Source organism: Haemophilus sp. THUN1691 (genome assembly GCF_059704425.1).
In genome coordinates, this window is the sequence record NZ_AP046578.1 from 981156 (window position 1) to 999973 (window position 18818).

General features: G+C 39.0%; 14 protein-coding genes. 3 read left to right on the forward strand and 11 right to left on the reverse strand.

The genetic code is table 11. The features are described 5' to 3' along the window. Positions 1-17 precede the first annotated feature (17 nt). Positions 18-1397: a cysteine--tRNA ligase gene (gene cysS / locus AC6H0J_RS04830; RefSeq protein WP_005627925.1), complete on the forward strand. Its 1380-nt coding sequence runs from the start codon at positions 18-20 to the stop codon at positions 1395-1397. Positions 1398-1471: 74 nt separating this feature from the next. Here the strand turns inward: cysS and AC6H0J_RS04835 are convergent, their stop codons facing one another. The 4 genes from AC6H0J_RS04835 to grpE form a co-directional block, all read right to left on the reverse strand. Continuing rightward, positions 1472-2338 (reverse strand): ferritin-like domain-containing protein, encoded by an 867-nt coding sequence (locus AC6H0J_RS04835; protein ID WP_005627921.1) that lies wholly within the window; start codon positions 2336-2338, stop codon positions 1472-1474. A 10-nt stretch (positions 2339-2348) separates the two neighbouring features. Further along, positions 2349-3209 carry an acyl-CoA thioesterase II gene (tesB, locus tag AC6H0J_RS04840; protein ID WP_005627920.1) on the reverse strand — a complete coding sequence of 287 codons (861 nt, stop codon included), beginning with the start codon at positions 3207-3209 and terminating at the stop codon, positions 2349-2351. A 119-nt stretch (positions 3210-3328) separates the two neighbouring features. Continuing rightward, positions 3329-5452 (reverse strand): anaerobic ribonucleoside-triphosphate reductase, encoded by a 2124-nt coding sequence (gene nrdD / locus AC6H0J_RS04845; RefSeq protein WP_005627918.1) that lies wholly within the window; start codon positions 5450-5452, stop codon positions 3329-3331. Positions 5453-5770: 318 nt separating this feature from the next. Next, positions 5771-6364 carry a nucleotide exchange factor GrpE gene (gene grpE, locus AC6H0J_RS04850; protein WP_005627916.1) on the reverse strand — a complete coding sequence of 198 codons (594 nt, stop codon included), beginning with the start codon at positions 6362-6364 and terminating at the stop codon, positions 5771-5773. A 100-nt stretch (positions 6365-6464) separates the two neighbouring features. Here grpE and AC6H0J_RS04855 point away from each other — a divergent pair, with 100 nt between their 5' ends. Both AC6H0J_RS04855 and recN read left to right on the forward strand, forming a co-directional pair. Beyond that, a complete protein-coding gene (locus AC6H0J_RS04855) occupies positions 6465-7355 on the forward strand; it encodes an NAD(+) kinase (protein WP_032825633.1) in 891 nt (296 codons plus the stop codon). A gap of 111 nt (positions 7356-7466) precedes the next feature. Next, the gene (gene recN, locus AC6H0J_RS04860) at positions 7467-9143 is read left to right on the forward strand and encodes a DNA repair protein RecN (protein ID WP_118817065.1); all 1677 of its coding nucleotides are present in this window, start codon (positions 7467-7469) and stop codon (positions 9141-9143) included. Positions 9144-9164: 21 nt separating this feature from the next. On the opposite strand, the gene glnE is transcribed toward recN, so the two are convergent. From glnE to pcnB, 7 genes are all read right to left on the reverse strand, one after another. Continuing rightward, complete coding sequence (gene glnE / locus AC6H0J_RS04865; protein ID WP_497512945.1) at positions 9165-12110, reverse strand: bifunctional [glutamate--ammonia ligase]-adenylyl-L-tyrosine phosphorylase/[glutamate--ammonia-ligase] adenylyltransferase; 2946 nt, start codon at positions 12108-12110, stop codon at positions 9165-9167. A gap of 5 nt (positions 12111-12115) precedes the next feature. Next, positions 12116-13051 carry a tRNA (adenosine(37)-N6)-dimethylallyltransferase MiaA gene (gene miaA, locus AC6H0J_RS04870; RefSeq protein WP_005627905.1) on the reverse strand — a complete coding sequence of 312 codons (936 nt, stop codon included), beginning with the start codon at positions 13049-13051 and terminating at the stop codon, positions 12116-12118. A 7-nt stretch (positions 13052-13058) separates the two neighbouring features. Beyond that, on the reverse strand, positions 13059-14948 hold the full coding sequence (gene mutL, locus AC6H0J_RS04875) for a DNA mismatch repair endonuclease MutL (RefSeq protein ID WP_118817063.1): 1890 nt from the start codon (positions 14946-14948) through the stop codon (positions 13059-13061). Further along, positions 14949-16322: an N-acetylmuramoyl-L-alanine amidase gene (locus AC6H0J_RS04880; protein WP_118817062.1), complete on the reverse strand. Its 1374-nt coding sequence runs from the start codon at positions 16320-16322 to the stop codon at positions 14949-14951. It abuts the gene before it with no gap. A 7-nt stretch (positions 16323-16329) separates the two neighbouring features. After that, complete coding sequence (gene tsaE / locus AC6H0J_RS04885; RefSeq protein WP_118817061.1) at positions 16330-16806, reverse strand: tRNA (adenosine(37)-N6)-threonylcarbamoyltransferase complex ATPase subunit type 1 TsaE; 477 nt, start codon at positions 16804-16806, stop codon at positions 16330-16332. Between the two features lie 75 nt (positions 16807-16881). After that, positions 16882-17364, reverse strand: a complete 483-nt coding sequence (gene folK / locus AC6H0J_RS04890) for a 2-amino-4-hydroxy-6-hydroxymethyldihydropteridine diphosphokinase (RefSeq protein WP_118817060.1) — start codon at positions 17362-17364, stop codon at positions 16882-16884. Positions 17365-17372: 8 nt separating this feature from the next. Further along, positions 17373-18815, reverse strand: coding sequence for a polynucleotide adenylyltransferase PcnB (gene pcnB, locus AC6H0J_RS04895; protein WP_420897177.1), 1443 nt, complete (start codon positions 18813-18815; stop codon positions 17373-17375). Between the last annotated feature and the right edge of the window lie 3 nt (positions 18816-18818).

Sequence of the window (18818 nt, forward strand, 5' to 3'; positions counted from 1 at the left end):
ATTTTACGAGCTTAAAAATGCTAAAAATTTTCAATACCTTAACGAGAGAAAAAGAAATCTTTAAACCTATCCACGAAAATAAAGTGGGAATGTATGTTTGTGGCGTCACTGTTTATGATTTGTGCCATATCGGTCATGGACGCACTTTTGTGTGTTTTGATGTGATTGCCCGTTATTTACGTTCTTTGGGTTACGATTTAACTTATGTACGCAATATTACGGACGTAGATGACAAAATTATTAAACGAGCGTTAGAAAACAAAGAAACCTGCGATCAACTTGTGGATCGTATGGTGCAGGAAATGTATAAAGATTTTGATGCACTTAATGTATTACGCCCTGATTTTGAGCCTCGTGCGACCCATCATATTCCAGAAATTATTGAAATTGTGGAAAAATTGATTAAACGCGGACATGCTTATGTTGCGGATAATGGCGATGTGATGTTTGATGTGGAAAGTTTTAAAGAATACGGCAAATTATCTCGTCAAGATCTTGAGCAATTACAAGCTGGTGCACGTATTGAAATCAATGAAATCAAGAAAAATCCAATGGATTTCGTGCTTTGGAAAATGTCGAAAGAAAACGAACCAAGCTGGCCATCCCCATGGGGGGCTGGTCGTCCAGGTTGGCATATTGAATGTTCTGCAATGAACTGCAAACAGCTTGGCGAACATTTTGATATTCACGGTGGTGGCTCTGATTTAATGTTCCCTCACCACGAAAATGAAATCGCGCAATCTTGCTGTGCACATGGCGGCCAATATGTGAATTATTGGATCCATTCCGGCATGATTATGGTGGATAAAGAAAAAATGTCGAAATCTCTCGGCAACTTCTTCACTATTCGTGATGTATTAAACCACTACAATGCAGAAGCGGTGCGTTATTTCTTACTAACGGCACACTATCGCAGCCAGCTCAATTATAGCGAAGAAAACTTGAATTTAGCACAAGGTGCATTAGAACGTTTGTACACCGCTTTACGTGGCACCGTTCAAAGTGCGGTTGCTTTTGGCGGAGAAAATTTTGTGGCAACTTTCCGTGAAGCAATGGACGATGATTTTAATACGCCAAATGCACTTTCTGTTTTATTCGAAATGGCGCGTGAAATTAACAAGTTAAAAACAGAAGATGTTGAGAAAGCCAATGGACTTGCCGCGCGTTTGCGAGAATTGGGTGCGATTTTAGGATTACTTCAACAAGAACCAGAGAAATTCTTACAATCGGGTTCCGACGATGATGAAGTAGCAAAAATTGAAGCGCTGATTAAACAACGCAATGACGCCCGCGCTGCTAAAGATTGGTCTGCTGCAGATGCTGCGCGTAATGAGCTTACCGCTATGGGCATCGTATTAGAAGATGGGCCGAATGGAACAACTTGGCGTAAGCAATAAATTTAAATGTTAAATTAATTTCATTAAAAAGACTAAGTTCAGAATGTAATAGAACTTAGTCTTTTGCTCTTTCATCATTTCTTAATATAGGATTTTAATGTTTGTTCCACTTCATAAATCCAATCCAACTCATGCTGAGTGAAACCCGCTTGAATGCGAGCATCGGTATTAATGACACCTTTAAAAATCACAATACGGTATTTGTGTAGCAACTCAGTAAAGCATTTCATCACATCTAAACCACGTTTTTTAGAAAGGGCGTGATACCAATGATTGCCGATATAAACATGGCCAATTTCATCGCGCAAAATAATATCCAAAATGTTCACTGCGGCAAAATCTTTACGTTGTGCGATTTTTTCTTGCAGAACAGGTGTTGCATCGAGGCCGCGTGCTTCTAATACACGAGGAACTAACGCCATTCGTTCCCAAATATCGTACGCGGTGGCTTGCGCCATTTCCCATAATCCAGCATGAGCTTCAAAATCACCATATTGATAACCCAATGTTTTTAAATGTTCATTGACTAAGGAAAAGTGAGTGCTTTCTTCACGAGCGACACGCAGCCAATCTTTCACAAAAGCCAAGCCTTCGCCAAGTTCTTGTTGTGCATTACGCCCGAATCGCCAAGCCGCATCTAAGCCTAAATTAATCGCATTAAACTCAATATGTGCGATAGCGTGCAATGTGGCAGCATAGCCTTCTTCTGTAGCAAAAGAACGTTTTGGCACATCTTTCGGTGTAACTAAGAGCGGTTTTTCAGGAAAAGCGGCAATATTATCTTGTGGCACGACTTTGGGAAAATCTTCTAATTTTATTAACTGAATTTGTGGCAGAAGATTATCGTAGAGATCATTAACTAAACGACATTTTTCTTGTGGATTCGCTGTTTTTAGTGCAGTTTCAACTTGTTGCCAAAATTGTGTAATAAGTACGGTCATTTTTTCTCTCTCATTCGTTAAAACGGATCAAGCCTTCTTGTTGTGTTGTTGCGATTAATTGACCATCTGGCGAGAAAATCTGCCCTCGAGCCAAACCACGGCCTCCAAAGGCATTATTGCTTTCAATTGCGTGTAAATGCCAGTGATTTAAATCAAACGGACGATGGAACCAAATACTATGATCAATGGTTGCCACTTTCATTCCTTTTTGTAAAAAGCCTTTTTCGTGCGGATGAAGTGCGGTCAAAATACAGTGAAAATCGGAAAAATAAGCCAATAAACATTGCTGAATTTTTATATCAAGCGGCGTTTCACCATTGGTTTTAAACCAAGAATATTGCTCGGCTGGCAATTTTGTCCCGTTAAATGGGTTATTCAAATATTTGGTACGTACCTCAAATGGACGCTCTGCGGCAAATTTTTCATTGAGTGGTTCTGGCAAGGTTTGAGCTACTTTTTGTAGCATCACATTTTCATCTGTAAAGTCTTCAGGTGCGCCAACATTTGGCATTGTATTTTGATGTTCAAAACCTTTTTCTGGCACTTGGAAAGAAGCAGTTACATGGCAAATGGTATTTTTATGTTGAATAGCTTTCACGCGTAATGCAGAAAAATTATGCCCTTCACGCAAGGTTTCCACATCGTAAATAATCGGATATTGGCTGTCTCCTGGAGCAAGAAAATAGGCATGACAAGAATGTAAAATTCGATCTTCTGGCGCCACCTGCATTGCCGCTGATAACGCCTGCGCCACTACTTGCCCGCCAAATACTTGACGAAAACCTAAATCTTGGCTTTCACCACGAAAGATTAAATCATCAATTTTTTCAAGTTTAAGAAGATGAATGAGGTTATTGAGAATATCTGACATATTGCTTTCCTTGAAGAGACGATAAAAGTGCGGTTATTCTATCGAAGATTTTTAGGAATGCCAAAGTTGGAAATAAAAAGCACGCATTAAAAAACGCGTGCTATTGCTAGAGAGTTAAATCAAAGGTGTTTAACTCTTCTCTTCACTTCTTCCTGTTTTCCCGCATTAAATGGGCGGGCATCAGGGCTGCCTAGATAGCCACATACGCGGCGAGTGACAGACACTTTTGTGCTATCGTGATTGCCACATTTCGGGCAAACAAAACCTTTACTGGTACATTCAAATTCACCGGTGAAACCACATTCATAACATTCATCAATCGGTGTGTTTGTGCCGTAGTAAGGTACGCGATCGTAGCTATAATTCCACACATCTTCCAATGCTTTTAAGTTGTGTTGAATATTTGGGTATTCGCCGTAGCAAATAAAACCGCCGCTGGCGAGTGGGGGATATGCCATTTCGAAATCCAGTTTATCGTAAGGATTCACTTTCTTTTCTACATCTAAGTGGTAACTGTTAGTGTAGTAGCCTTTATCCGTGACGCCTTCAATCACGCCAAATTTTTTGGTGTCTAGACGGCAGAAGCGGTCGCATAAGTTTTCGCTTGGCGTGGAGTAAAGGCTGAAGGCATAGCCTGTTTCTTTTTGCCAGCGTTTTACTGCCTCACTAAGATGGCGAACAATCGCAATGCCTTTTTCGCGTAATTGTTCATCATCAAAAATATGCCCTTTGCTATATAGCGCATTAATGGTTTCGTGAATACCGATATAGCCGAGCGAAATAGAGGCGCGTCCATTTTTGAAAATTTGTGCCACATTTTCATCCGCTTTTAACCGCACTCCGCATGCGCCTTCCATATAAAGAATGGGGGCAACGCGAGCTTTGGTATTTTCAAGGCGGGCAATACGTGTCATTAATGCTTTTTTCGCAATAGCTAAACGTTCATCTAAAGTGCGGTAGAAATCTTCTTCGTTTTTAGACTCCAACGCGATACGCGGTAAATTCAAACTCACCACGCCAAGATTATTACGCCCATCGTGAATTTCATGTCCGTCTTCTTCGTATGCACCTAAAAAGCTACGGCATCCCATAGGGGCTTTAAAAGAGCCTGTGACTTTGACAACTTGATCGTAATTGAGAATATCTGGATACATACGTTTTGATGCACATTCCAATGCGAGTTGTTTGATATCGTAATTCGGATCGCCTTGAGTTTGGTTCAAGCCTTTTTTGATGGTGAAAACAAGTTTTGGAAAGACTGGCGTTTTATGGTTTTTTCCGAGTCCACGAATACGATTTTTTAAAATAGCTTGCTGAATTAAGCGGGATTGCCAACTTGTACCTAAACCAAAACCAAAGGTCACAAATGGCGTTTGCCCATTCGACGTATGCAGTGTATTCACTTCATATTCTAAAGATTGGAAGGCATCGAAACACTCTTTTTCAATCAATGCTTTGGCGTAACCTTCAATATCAGGCACGTTCCATTCTTGGGCATGTTTGAGGTGTTTTTCGTAACTGATTTGCACATAAGGGGAAAGTACTTCATCAATACGGTTAATGGTTGTGCCACCGTAAATATGGCTGGCAACTTGAGCGATAATTTGTGCTGTCACTGCAGTAGCGGTGCCAATGGATTTAGGGGGTTCGATTTCCGCATTGCCCATTTTGAAACCACGAGAAAGCATGCCTTCTAAATCCACTAACATACAGTTAAACATCGGGAAGAACGGTGCGTAGTCTAAATCGTGATAATGAATTTCACCTTTTTCGTGAGCCTCTACTACATCGCGTGGAAGAATATGGTGTTTGGCATAATGTTTTGCCACAATTCCAGCAAGCAAATCACGTTGCGTTGGAATCACTTTCGCGTCTTTATTGGCATTTTCATTAAGTAATTCTACGTTGCTTTGTTCAATCAAGCCTTCAATTTCTTTTGTTAGCTGGCTACGTTTTTCTCGCGCTAAATCACGATCATGACGATATTCGATATACGCACGAGCAACCTCAGGATAACGACTTGCCATCAATTTATCTTCAACGATTTTTTGAATCTGATTAATATCAATCTCGCCTTGATGATGGGTGAATATTTCATTTCCTACTTCTTGTCCAATTTGGTGGCAATAAAATTCATCGGAAATATTGACCGCACTTGCGGCTTTTTTAATGGCATTGATGATACGTTGAATCTCAAACTCCGCACGAGAACCATCGCGCTTGATGACCCCAAAGTTACTCATGATATAGCTCCAATATATAGTGTTTTTGAAATGCGGGCTGCACTATATATAGATCTAAAAAGATAATCAACACACAATATGTAGTGTTTTTAGGTGTTTTATTGTAATAGAATTTTGTTAAAGATTGATTTTATTAGAAAAATATCAAATTAAGTTGTTGAGAACTTTTCTCAAACATTTTTTGATTTTGTGAGCGAGATCAAAGTTTTTATTTTTAAAACTGAAGGGCAGTGTGAACAATAAAATTAATCATATAATTGTTATTGATGAATATAAAAAAACGGCCGAAAAATCGACCGCTCTTTTTTATCTTATGGCTTAAGCCGCCACCATTACCATCGCTGGGCGAATGACTCGACCATTTAAGGTGTAGCCTTTTTGCAATACGACGCTAATTTGATTGCTTTCAAAGCCTTCAGCAGGTTGCATTGAAATGGCTTGATGTAAGTCAGGATTAAATGCTTCACCGACAACCCCCACAGCTTCCACACCAAAACGACTAACGGTTGAAACTAATTCTTTTAAGGTCAGTTCTACGCCGTCAAATAAGGCTTTTACGCTTTCATCTTCTTTATTTGCTGGAGTGGCAAGCGCACGCTCTAGGTTATCGATAGTATTCAAAATGTCTTTTGAGAATTTTTCCAATGCGAATTTATGTGCTTTTTCTACGTCTTGTTCAGTTCGACGACGAAGGTTTTCAATTTCAGCACGAGAGCGAAGTAAAATATCCTGTTCTTTGTTTGCCGCTTCTTCAATTTGAGTTTTTAGTTGCTCTTCAAGTTCTTGTACTCGGGCAATAGCTTCTTCTAAAGGATCAAGTTCTTGAGAAGGCTCTGTTTGTTGTGTTTCTTCCACAACAGCCTCTTCTTTTTCTACTTCTGGGGTTTCAACTTTTTGTTCTTGTTCTGACATTTTTTTCTCCGTAAATACAAAATTCGCTATAGTCGTTAGCTATAGTCTAACAAAAAACTATATAATGATGAAAATGTTAAATTCAAGTGCGGTTTATTTTATGAATAATTTATATCGTTCCTTTAAAACCATTGGACTTGTAGGAAAACCTAGAAATGACATTAACCTACAAATGCACAAAAATTTGTTTCACTGGTTAACGGAACGTGGTTATCAAGTAATGATGGAAAAAGATGTTGCTGAAAAACTGGGGCTTCCTGCAGAAAATCTTGCGACACTTGATGAAATTGGTTGCCAAGCACAGTTGGTTATTGTGATTGGTGGTGATGGTAATATGTTGGGCCGTGCTCGCGTATTAGCAAAATATGATATTCCATTGATTGGAATTAACCGCGGTAATTTGGGATTTTTAACAGATATTGACCCGAAAAATGCCTATGCTCAACTTGAAGCTTGTTTAGAACGCGGTGAATTCTTCGTGGAAGAACGTTTTTTATTGGAAGCAAAAATTGAGCGAGCAGGTGAAATTGTATCGACAGGCAATGCAGTGAATGAGGCGGTTATCCACCCTGCGAAAATTGCACATATGATCGATTTTCATGTGTATATCAATGATAAGTTTGCATTTTCACAACGTTCTGATGGATTAATTGTTTCTACGCCAACAGGTTCTACGGCTTATTCTCTTTCTGCTGGTGGACCTATTTTGACACCAAACCTTAATGCTATTGCGTTAGTGCCAATGTTTCCACATACATTAACTTCTCGTCCTCTTGTTATTGATGGTGATAGCAAAATATCGATTCGTTTTGCTGAACATAATACATCTCAATTGGAGGTGGGCTGTGATAGTCAAATAGCCTTACCTTTTACGCCTGATGATGTGGTTCATATTCAAAAAAGTGAGCATAAACTCCGATTGCTTCATCTAAAAAATTATAATTATTATAATGTATTAAGTACCAAATTAGGTTGGTTGAAATCATTTTAATTTTTATAAAAAAGCATAGTAGAAACGCATCATTAAAATACTGTAAAAAAATCCTTTACTGTAAATTAAATCAGTTGTAATATAATTGATATACAGTTAAAGGATTTTGCTATGCTTACTCAACTTACTATCAATAATTTTGCGATTGTTCGCCAGCTTGATATCGAATTGGCGAAAGGAATGTCTGTTATTACTGGGGAAACTGGGGCTGGTAAATCTATCGCTATTGATGCTTTAGGTTTATGTTTCGGACAAAGAGTTGAAACCTCAATGGTACGCGAAGGGCAAGAACGAGCAGAAATTTGTGCAACTTTCCAACTAGAATCGCAAAATTCTGCTTATCAATGGTTGAGTGAGCAAGAATTACAAGATCCCGATAATCCCACTGAATGTATTTTGCGTCGTGTGATTAATGCAGACGGACGTTCTAAAGCTTTTATTAATAGCACTCCTGTATCCGCTTCTCAATTAAAAGAAATTGGTCAATATCTTGTTCATATTAATGGGCAGCACGCTTCCCAATTATTGCTAAAAAATGACTATCAGCTTCAGTTAGTTGATAATTTTGCCGCTCATCCTGAATTACTTGTGAAAATGCGTGAAGATTATCAAGCATGGAAAAATCTTCAAAATCAAGTTAAAACCTTTCAACAAAAAGTGGCAGAAAATGAAGCACGTAAACAACTTTTACAGTATCAAGTTGATGAATTAGATGAATTTAATCTTCGATCAAATGAATATTTGGAATTAGAAGATGAACAACGTCGTTTATCTAGCAGTGAACAGTTAACCCAACTTTCTCAATCAGCCCTGCAAATTTTAAGTGAAAATGACACAGTAAATATCGATAGCTTGCTGTATCGTGCGACACAATATATTGATGAATTAGCTGAACTTGATCCGCAATATGCTGAAGTGCAAAGTATGTTGAATGATGCGTTGATTCAAGTGCAAGAAGCAACCAGTGAAGTGCGAAATTTATCGAGTAATATCGAGCAAGATCCTCAACTTTTACAGGAAATCGAACAAAGAATTAGTCAGGCTTTACAACTTGCTCGTAAACATCAAGTTAAACCTGAAGATCTTGTGGAACATCACAAAAAATTAAAAGCAGAATTAACCGCACTTTTAGATTTTTCTGAAAGTGAAGAGATGTTGATTGAGCAAGAAAAACTCGCATTTGAACAAATGCAAGTAACGGCTAAAGCATTAACTGAAAGTCGTCAGCAATCTGCAGCTCGCTTAGCGCAGAATGTCACGCAGTCTATAAAACAACTTGCAATGGAAAATGCAGAATTTTATGTAGAGTTGAATACGGACTTCGATAAAGTGGGATCAAACGGTTCAGATAATGTGATTTTTACTCTGCGTAGTAATTTAGGTCAACAACCTCAACCGTTAGCTAAAATTGCCTCTGGTGGTGAGCTTTCTCGTATTTCTTTGTCGATTCAAGTTTTAACTTCTGATCAATCGGCTATTCCAACGTTAATTTTCGATGAAGTGGACGTGGGCATTAGCGGAAAAACTGCAAGCGTTGTCGGAAAACTCTTACGTCAATTAAGTGAACGTTGCCAAGTATTATGCGTAACTCACTTACCACAGGTTGCTTGTCATGGCCATCATCAGTTCAATGTAGAAAAATTTACTGTGGATAATAAAACTGAAACACAAATGACCGCACTTTCACAAGCTGAACGTGTACCAGCCTTGGCAAGACTCTTGGGCGGAAGTGAAATTACAGAATTAGCTTTAGCCAATGCTCAGGAAATGTTAGATTTAGTTCATTAAAAATGGGATTTAATTAGTATTTTATGAACTAAATAACTTATCCCAAAATGCTTGAATAAATGACCGCTCTTTGACAAATTCAGTTTCATCTACAACAGGGGATTTGCCAATCAAATTTAAATGGTGAATAGCATTGCGTAAATCGACATAACTTTGTTTTAAAGCGTCGCAGTCTGTTTGGTTAATAATTTTAGCCTCTGCCATATCATCGAAAATACGTACATTGTCTGACCATTTTGTCAGTTGTGGGTTTTGTGGGGCATTGGCAAGCATTAAATATTGAGCAATAAATTCAATATCAGTGATGCCACCGCGATCTGTTTTAAGATTAAATTCACCATCTTTTGAATGGGACAAATGAGTGAACATTTTTCCTCGCATCTCCGCAACATCTCGCTTTAATTGTTCAAGATCTCGTGATGCAGAAAGTACTTGTTGGCGGATATGCTCAAATTTAGCTTTAAGAGATGATTCGCCAAATACAGGGCGAGCACGCACAAGCGCTTGTTTTTCCCATGTCCAAGCTTCATTTAATTGATAATGGGCAAATGCAGAAAGAGAGCAGCCAATTAAGCCAGCATCGCCAGAAGGGCGTAGGCGCATATCTGCCTCATAAAGTACGCCAGCGGAAGTATTTATGCTGAAAATACTTACAATCTTTTGTGCCAAGCGTAGGTAAAATTGATTGCTATCAATCACTTTTTTGCCACCTGTTGTTTGATTTTCTACGGCATCGTACAAAAATACGAGGTCTAAATCGGATTTATAACCGAGTTCAATACCACCCAGTTTTCCATAACCAATCACTAAAAATCCTTTTTCATTATTTTGCAAATGTTCAGGCACGCCAAATCTAGACGAAACTTGTTTCCAAGCTAGATTCACAACGACTTCAATAATCGCTTCGGCAAGATAGGTTAAATGATCGCTTACCTTCATCACTGGTAATGCCCCCAAAATATCTGCTGCGGCCACTTTTAATAGGGTTGCTTGTTTAAATTGACGTAAAGCATCAATAAGCTGTTCTTCATCATCAGGAGGTAAACGAAGCAAATATTGGTGTAACTCCGCAGGATATTGGGTAAATGGCAACGGATGGGCTAGCGCTTCTGTATTAAGCAATTCATCTAATAAGATAGGATGGCGGGCCAGTTGCTCTGAAATAAGTTGAGACTGAGCACAAAGTTCAATAACTTGCTGAAGTGCGCGAGGATTTTCCAATAATAATTCTAAATAAGTCGTGCGACTCGAAATTTTTTCAATAATGTTCAGAATTCGGGGGAGCAAAGTGCGGTAATTTTCTTGTTGAAAAATGAGTGCAAATACTGTTGGCATTAAATGACTCAAAACATCACGCCCACGCGAACCAATCACTCTGTGATTTAGGCTGTCTTTGAATTGAGAAAGCTTTTCTAAAACTTCATCAATATTATTTTCTGATACACCACTCTCTAATAATGTTTGTTCAATATCCTCAAAGTCTGATTCTAAAAAATCTTGCCACTGGCTATCCGTTGGTGAAGGCTCATCTTGTTCATCACCGATTAATTGAGTAAATACCGCTCGCACTTTTTCTTGTTTTTGTTGCAAAGTGCGGTAAAAATCATCCCAATTTTCTATTGGATAATGTTTTTCAATGGTTTGATTATTTTCATTTAAACAGGTGAATGTTGTACATGCCTCGACTAAACGAATTTGATCTATTTCATCGGTTGGTAGTGTTTGAGTTTGTTGATCGTTAATGGCTTGTAGAATGTTTTCTACGCGGCGTAAAAAAATATAACTTTCACGTAAATCGTGGAATTGTTGCTCGGTAATTAATCCTAGTTTGGTAATTTCAGGTAAGATCTTTAAGAGTGAATGTTGTTGCAGATTGATTTCTCGTCCACCTCGAATGAGTTGAAAAACTTGCACGATAAATTCGACTTCACGAATACCACCAGCACCTAGTTTAATATTATCTTTCAAACCACGACGGCGTACTTCTCGCTCAATTTTGCCTTTCATTTCGCGTAAAGATTGAATCACACTAAAGTCAATATAGCGACGATACACAAAAGGGCGTAACATTTTTTTCAATTTTGAAACGTTGGGATCCTTTGTTTGTGCGCCCAATAGTCGTCCTTTGATCATTGCATAGCGTTCCCAATCTCGACCTTGATCTTGATAATATTGTTCCATTGCTGCAAAGCTGAGAACAAGCGCGCCGCTGTCACCAAATGGGCGCAAGCGCATATCGGTTCGATATACAAAACCATCAGAGGTAAATTCATCTAAGGCAGAAATAAGACGTTGCCCTAACCGTGTGAAAAATTTCGTATTATCCACAGAACGTCGAGCATTCGTATTCTCAATGGACGTTTCCCATTGTGATGGATAAGTAAAAATTAAATCAATATCTGAGGAAAAATTTAGTTCAAAGCCGCCTAATTTCCCCATTCCTAGGATATAAAGCTGCTGCGGATTGCCTTGTTCATCCATTGGCGTGCCCATCTCCATACAGGCTTGATGATAAAGCCAATCGCGGGCAGCGATAATTAAACTCTCTGCAAGTTGTGAAAGCTGAATAAAAATTTCCTCAACAGTCGCAAGATTCAAACTTTGACAAAAACTTAATTTTGCCATTTCAATGTTACGGAATTGGCGTAATGTTTGATAGAGTGAGGTTTCGTCATGAACATTGGCTAACTCTTTATTCAAACGTTCAATATAGGCAGAGCAATCTGCAAAACAGGGGGATTTTTCCCACCATTGTTTCACTAAGTGCGGGTATTTTTGCAAGACATTTTCTACAAAGTCAGACATTGCCATAGCATAGCCTAATTGATAAACAGGCAGTTCTGGATGATTTGAATTTTGTTGAATAGCTTCGTGAATTTTTTCTGGGGAAAGTTCTGGAAAAGATTGGCACAGAATTGTGCCAAGAGATTGCAATTTTTGTTCAATGAGGGCAGAAAGTGCGGTCATTTTTTCTAACCTTTTTGATAAGAATTTAAGTGACGTAATACGGTTTCTTTCGCTTGTTGAGGTTGCAAACTGTCAAGCCATTGTATTGGTGTTTTCCAACCGCGCAGCCAAGTGAGCTGGCGTTTAGCTAGCTGGCGAGTTGCACAAATACCACGGAAAATCATTTCTTCGTGATCGTAATCGCCTTGTAAATATTCCCACATTTGACGATAGCCTACACAGCGAATTGACGGTAGATTAATATTTAAATCACCACGCGCATAAAGTTTTTCTACCTCTTCTTGAAAGCCCAGTTCAATCATTTTATGAAAGCGTTGTTCAATGCGGTCATGCAAAATATGACGATCTTGCGGCGCGATTGCAAATTGTACAAAATCATAAGGCAAGGCTTCGCCTTTTTCTTCTGTAAGTTCAGTAAGTGATTTTCCCGTGATATAAAAAACCTCTAAAGCACGATTGATTCGTTGAGAATCACTCGGATTAATTCGGGCGGCAGAAATAGGATCGATTTTGGCGAGTTCTGCGTGTAATGTTGCCCAACCTTGTTGAGCTGCTTTTTGTTCAAGCTCGGCGCGAATATTTTCATCAGCAGAAGGCAAGGGAGAAAGCCCTTCAATTAATGCTTTGTAATACAACATCGTGCCGCCCACTAGTAACGGAATTTTGCCTTGTGCGGTAATATCTGCCATTTCTCGTAGCGCATCATCGCGGAAATTCATTGCGGAATAGCTTTCTGATGGATCTAAAATATCAATCAAACGGTGAGGGGCAAGAGCAAGTTCTTCTTTTGATGGTTTCGCTGTGCCAATATCCATTCCTTTATAAATGAGCGCTGAATCTACACTAATCACTTCGACTGGAAGTGAGCTTCGTAGTTGAATGGCTAAATCTGTTTTACCTGAGGCTGTTGGGCCCATTAAAAAAATTGCGGTTGGTTTCATGAAGAATCTAAATTTCGTCTAATAAAGGCTGCCAATTAACAGGTTTGAGTAATTGGGTGAATGCCGTGCGATTCGTTTGCGTCAGTAAACGTTCCGTCTCGCTCAATAAATTGAGTGCGTCCGCTAAAGCGTCAAAGGTTTTACATTCTAATTGTGAGCAAAGTGCGGTTAAAAATAGTGATGAATTTTCATCTCTAGTCAGTATTGCCATTACGCATTTTTGTAGATTTTGTGTACGCAATAAACTTGGCACTTTATTTAAGGTTAAGCGTAATTGTGCTTGATTTTCGATAAATTCAAAGCCAATTTTTTTGAAGTCGTCTGAGTATTGTTGCCATGTTTGAAATTGTGATTCAGTTAATCGGAACACGATGGGAATCAATAAAGGTTGTTGTTCAATGTGTATTTGTTGTAAAGCCAATTGCCATTGCAAGCGTTGTAATTTTTCCAATGAAAGCAAAAAGAAATTTTGGTTCTGTTGTAATAACAACGCGCGATTTTCAATAAGTGAAAGGGCGCGTAGATGTGATGGGCAGTCAATTATTTCAGTTGAGATGATTTTAGCTGTATCTGAAATATTTTGTTGTACTGTTTTTGATATATTCTTTTGCTCTGTAGGTGGTAATGTACGTAACAATTCACCATATAAACGTTGCTCGGTTTTACTCGGCGCATCAGAACGGTAATCTCGATAACCAGTACTTACATGATTTGGCAACACTGGTGTGTTAGAAAAGTGCGGTTGATTTTGCTGTGGTTTTTCATGATATTGTGGCGCAAAGATATTTTGCCCCGCAGCGGCACGATTAGGTCGAATTCTGTAATTTGGTTGGGGTTCACGCACCGTATTTTCTTCGTGATTTTCTACCGCACTTTGGTCTGTGTGCCAATTAAGCTGTTCTTGATTGTTTAGCGCATGGCTGATGCCTTCGTAAATAAAATCATGAATGAGGCGTTGTTGATGAAAGCGCACTTCATGTTTGGTCGGATGAACATTGACATCCACATCGTGTGGGTTTAAGTCAATAAACAACACAAACGCAGGATAAGCATCGGTTGGTAAATATTGTGCATAGGCTTGTCGAATAGCATGGCTGATCACTTTATCTCTCACCATTCGGCCATTAATGTAGCAATAACTTAAATCATTTTGAGTTCGGCTAAAATTTGGTGTAGCTACCCAGCCCGATAAGTGTAAATCATCGTGTTTCCAATCAATTCGTAAGGCATTTTTGACAAAATCATCCCCACAAATAGCGGCAACACGTTTTAGTTGCTGACTGAGCTCTTCAGCAGGACGATATTGACGGATAATTTTCCCATTATGAGTCAATGTAAATGCCGTATTGAATTTTGTTAAAGCAATGCGGCGAATGACTTCATCAATATGAGTAAATTCTGTTTTGTCTGTGCGCAAAAATTTTCGACGAGCTGGCGTGTTGAAAAAAAGATTGGCAACTTCAACTGTTGTGCCGACAGGATGTGATGCAGGTTTGATTGTGGTTTCCATATCACGACCTTGCGCATAAACTTGCCACGCTTCAGTTTGCTCTGCTGTGCGAGAGGTGAGCGTTAAGCGCGATACCGAGCTGATACTTGCCAATGCTTCGCCTCTAAAACCCAAACTTAAAATGGCTTCTAGATCGTCAAGGTCAGCTATTTTACTCGTAGCATGTCGTGCCAAAGCAAGGCCTAATTCTTCTTTTGGAATGCCACAGCCGTTGTCACGAATGCGGATTAAATTTGCCCCACCATTTTCGATATCGATTTGGATTTTATTTGCACCTGCATCAAGGCTATTTTCCACTAATTCTTTCACCACAGACGCAGGGCGTTCTACTACTTCACCAGCAGCAATTTGGTTCGCAAGTTGTGGGGAAAGAATTTTAATTGGCATTTATTTTTCTCTTAATTTAATTTTTTGTCCGCTCAGGGCTTTACCATCTTTTAATTTTGGATTCAGCTTTAAAATTTGGTTGACTGAAATATTGTATTCTCGCGATACAGCATAGATTGTCTGATCTTTTTGAATGACATGGTAAAGCGGAATTTCTTTTTTTTCATCATCCGATTTTTTAGTGGATGAGGTTTCCTCTTTTTTCATTTTATTTGAGGATTTATTTTTATCCGTTTTATTTTCTGATTTTTCTATTTTTGGATTGTTGGTTTTTTCAGTCGTTTTCTCTGTCTTTTTCACCGCACTTTCTTTATTTTTTGATGAATTTGTTTTGTCATCTTGTGCTTTCTGAGTTTTTCCATTATCTGGAATTTTGATGGTTTCTCCAATCCAAAGCGCTTCGCGTTTTAATTTATTTAACGCCACAATGTCAGCCACTTTGACATCGTATTTATTCGCAAGGCTTCCTAAACTTTCCCCATTTTTGACTGTATGGCGAAGGCCGCTATCTTTTACACTGTTTTCATTGGCATTTTTATCGGAAGTGCGGTCATTTTTTTCAGTATTTTTTGTATCATTTTGTTTGCTATTCTGAACAATATCATCACTAATGAAAGATTTGGCTTTTCCGCCGCGGAAAACCACTAATCCCTCATAAATCATATAGGCGATACGACGGCGATAAGCTGGAGAGTTAAGTTTTTGTTCTTCGTCAGAATTTGATAGAAAACCTGTTTCCACTAATACGGAAGGAATATCGGGCGAACGTAAAACGCCAAGGCTTGCGTGTTGAGGAATGCTGCGGCTTAAGGTTGTCACTTTTGAAAAATGACTTAAGATATGTTTGCCAAGTTCATAACCAGTACGTTGGCTATGACCAAATTGTAAATCAAGCACAGTTTGATCAAGATATTTATCGTTATTGTGTGAAAGCACTTTTCCTGCGCCACCGAGTAGTTCAGAGCGTTTTTCATCGTCTTCTAACCATTGACCCATTTCATCATTGGCTCGACGGTTTGACAATACCCAGACTGATGCACCGCGACGTTCAGGTGATTCAGATGAGTCCGCATGAATGGAAATGAGATAATTCGCTTTAAATTTACGTGCGATTTCTGAACGCTCAGGCACGGAAATATAGTAATCGCCACTGCGTGTTAATACGCCGCGAAGATTTGGGTCTTTATCGAGTAAGGCTTTTAACTCTTTTGCAATCGAAAGTGTGACATTTTTTTCATAAATGCCCAAGTTTCGGCTGATTGCACCGGGATCTTTTCCCCCATGACCAGGGTCAATCGCAATCGTGATTGGGGCTGCAAAAAGAGAGAAGCTAAACGTTGAGAAAAAAAGAAAAAATAAAATTTTTGTTTTCATAAATAAATTAATTAGAGAATGCTTTTATAATATTTTTACCTAAGTTTGTTTGTGCGACTAATTCAATATTTCGTGCATCATCGTAATAATCAATATTTACTAAAATATCCGCTTCCGGCAATATGCCTTGGCCTTTTTCAGACCATTCAATTAAGCAGATGCTATCCGTATTAAAATAATCTCTAATGCCCATAAATTCGAGCTCTTCAGGATCTGCTAAACGATATAAATCAAAATGATAAATCATTTTGCCTGCAATATTGTATTCTTCAACCAACGTATAAGTTGGACTTTTTACATTACCCTGATGACCGATACCTTGCAACATTCCGCGTGTCAGCGTTGTTTTTCCTGCCCCAAGATCACCGTTAAGATAAACCATAATGGCTTTTTCTGTATGCAATTTTAAAAGAATTTCCGCGAATTTTTTGCCGAAGCAGAGCATAGAAAATTCATCAGGGATATATTGAGTCAAGCTTTCCATAACGGGTCATGAATGAAGAAAAATGTGGGCTGATTCTACCGCACTTTTGAGGTTCATAAAAGTGCGGTGAAATTTCTAGGGATTTAATTTTATCATTTCATGGTCATCAAATTGCTTGACCAAATCTACTAGTGGTTGAGTGTTAGGTAAGACCAAATCCGATGCGATTTCAAATAACGGCACAATGACAAACTCACGGTTATGCATATCATAATGGGGAATCGTTAGGCGTTCGTTTTGAATGATTTCGTTGCCGTAAAGCAAAATATCCAAATCTAATGTACGCTCACCCCAGCGACGTAAACGTACTCGACCTTGCTCATTTTCAATGCGTTGCAATTCATCCAATAGAGCAAGCGGGCTAAGCTTGGTTTCAATTTTTGTAACAGCATTCACATAATCGGGTTGATCTTGTGGGCCGAGCGGTTTGCTTTTATAAAAAGAGCTCGTCGTTACCAAATGAGTGTTTGGTAACTGACTTATCGCTTTAAGCGCAGCATGTAATTGTTCCACTGGTGTGTTTAAATTGCTACCAAGGGCAATATATGCAGTAATCATCTTTTCCCTTATTCTGCTGAGCGCGTGGTTTTACGACGGCGTGGACGATAGTATTTTTTCTTTGGTTTAGGATGTAAGCGTTGTTGCTCGTGTACTAACTGTTCACGCTGTTCACCATTGCTGAATTGATATTCGTGCCACCATTTGGCCAATTCAATCGTTTCGCCACCTTCAATTTCCGCACGCATAGCCAGTAAATCAAAGCCTGCACGGAATTTTGGATGTTCCATGGTGCGCATTGGTGCTGAGCCAGTACGTTTTAATAATTGTAGCTGTAAGAACCAAATATCACGAATGACCGCAGTATGACGACGTGGCGCAGCTAAAGCTCGGCAGAATAAGTCTAAAACTTCATTAGCCGCTAAAGCATAAGCATCATGATTATTTAAACCGCCTTCATTTTTCAAAATTTCCACTTTTTCGCGCAATGGATACCAGAAAAATGCTGCAAATAAAAATGCAGGATTAATACGAAGTTTATCCGCAACACGTTCATCCGTAGAAGTAAGCGCGGTTACGATCATGCGTTCTGCAAAGCTATCTTCTTTCTCTGTAAAATATGCGCTTAATGCAGGGAAAAGTTGTTCAAATAAACCATATTGACGTAATAAACGATAGGTTTTTACCCCTTGTCCCGCCTGCAATAATTTTAAACTTTCGTCAAATAAGCGAGCTGGCGGAATATTTTTTAATAAAGGTGCAAGTTCACGAATTGGTTGTTCGCTTGGTTTTTCAAGGAACATATCAAGTTTTGCCATGAAACGAATTGAGCGTAGCATGCGCACAGGATCTTCTTGATAACGCGTAACTGGATCGCCGATTAAGCGCAGTTTTCCCGCTTTGAGATCCTGAAGACCATCAAAATAATCACGTAAGGTATTGTCTTGAGGATTGTAATACAGCGCATTGACCGTAAAATCACGGCGTTCTGCATCTTGTTCGATCGTGCCGTAAACATTATCGCGCAGCAACATGCCTTCATTGCTCTGTTTCGCTTGATTTTCATTGCGAGCATCACTGTGATTTGCACGGAAAGTGGCGACTTCAATAATATCTCGACCAAACATAATATGTGCTAATCGGAAACGGCGACCCACTAAACGGCATTGGCGTTGAAAAATGTTTTGGATTTGCTCAGGACGGGCGTTTGTTGCAACATCAAAATCTTTTGGTTTTTTTCCGAGCAATAAATCGCGGATACATCCACCGACGATATAAGCCTCGAAACCTTGACGTTGCAGTTTTTCCACTACGGTGAGTGCATTACGGCTAAAATCACGCGGTGAAATATCAAATTGAGCCGCTTTAATCACATTTTTATCGTAGCGGTGTGTTTGTTCTGATTTTTTTGCCCGCGCTTTTGGCATTTGACTATTAGAACGCTCAACTCGTTTAGAATGAGCACTTGTTTTGGCAACCTCTTTTGATTTTTTTGTCTTTTTGCCAAACAAATT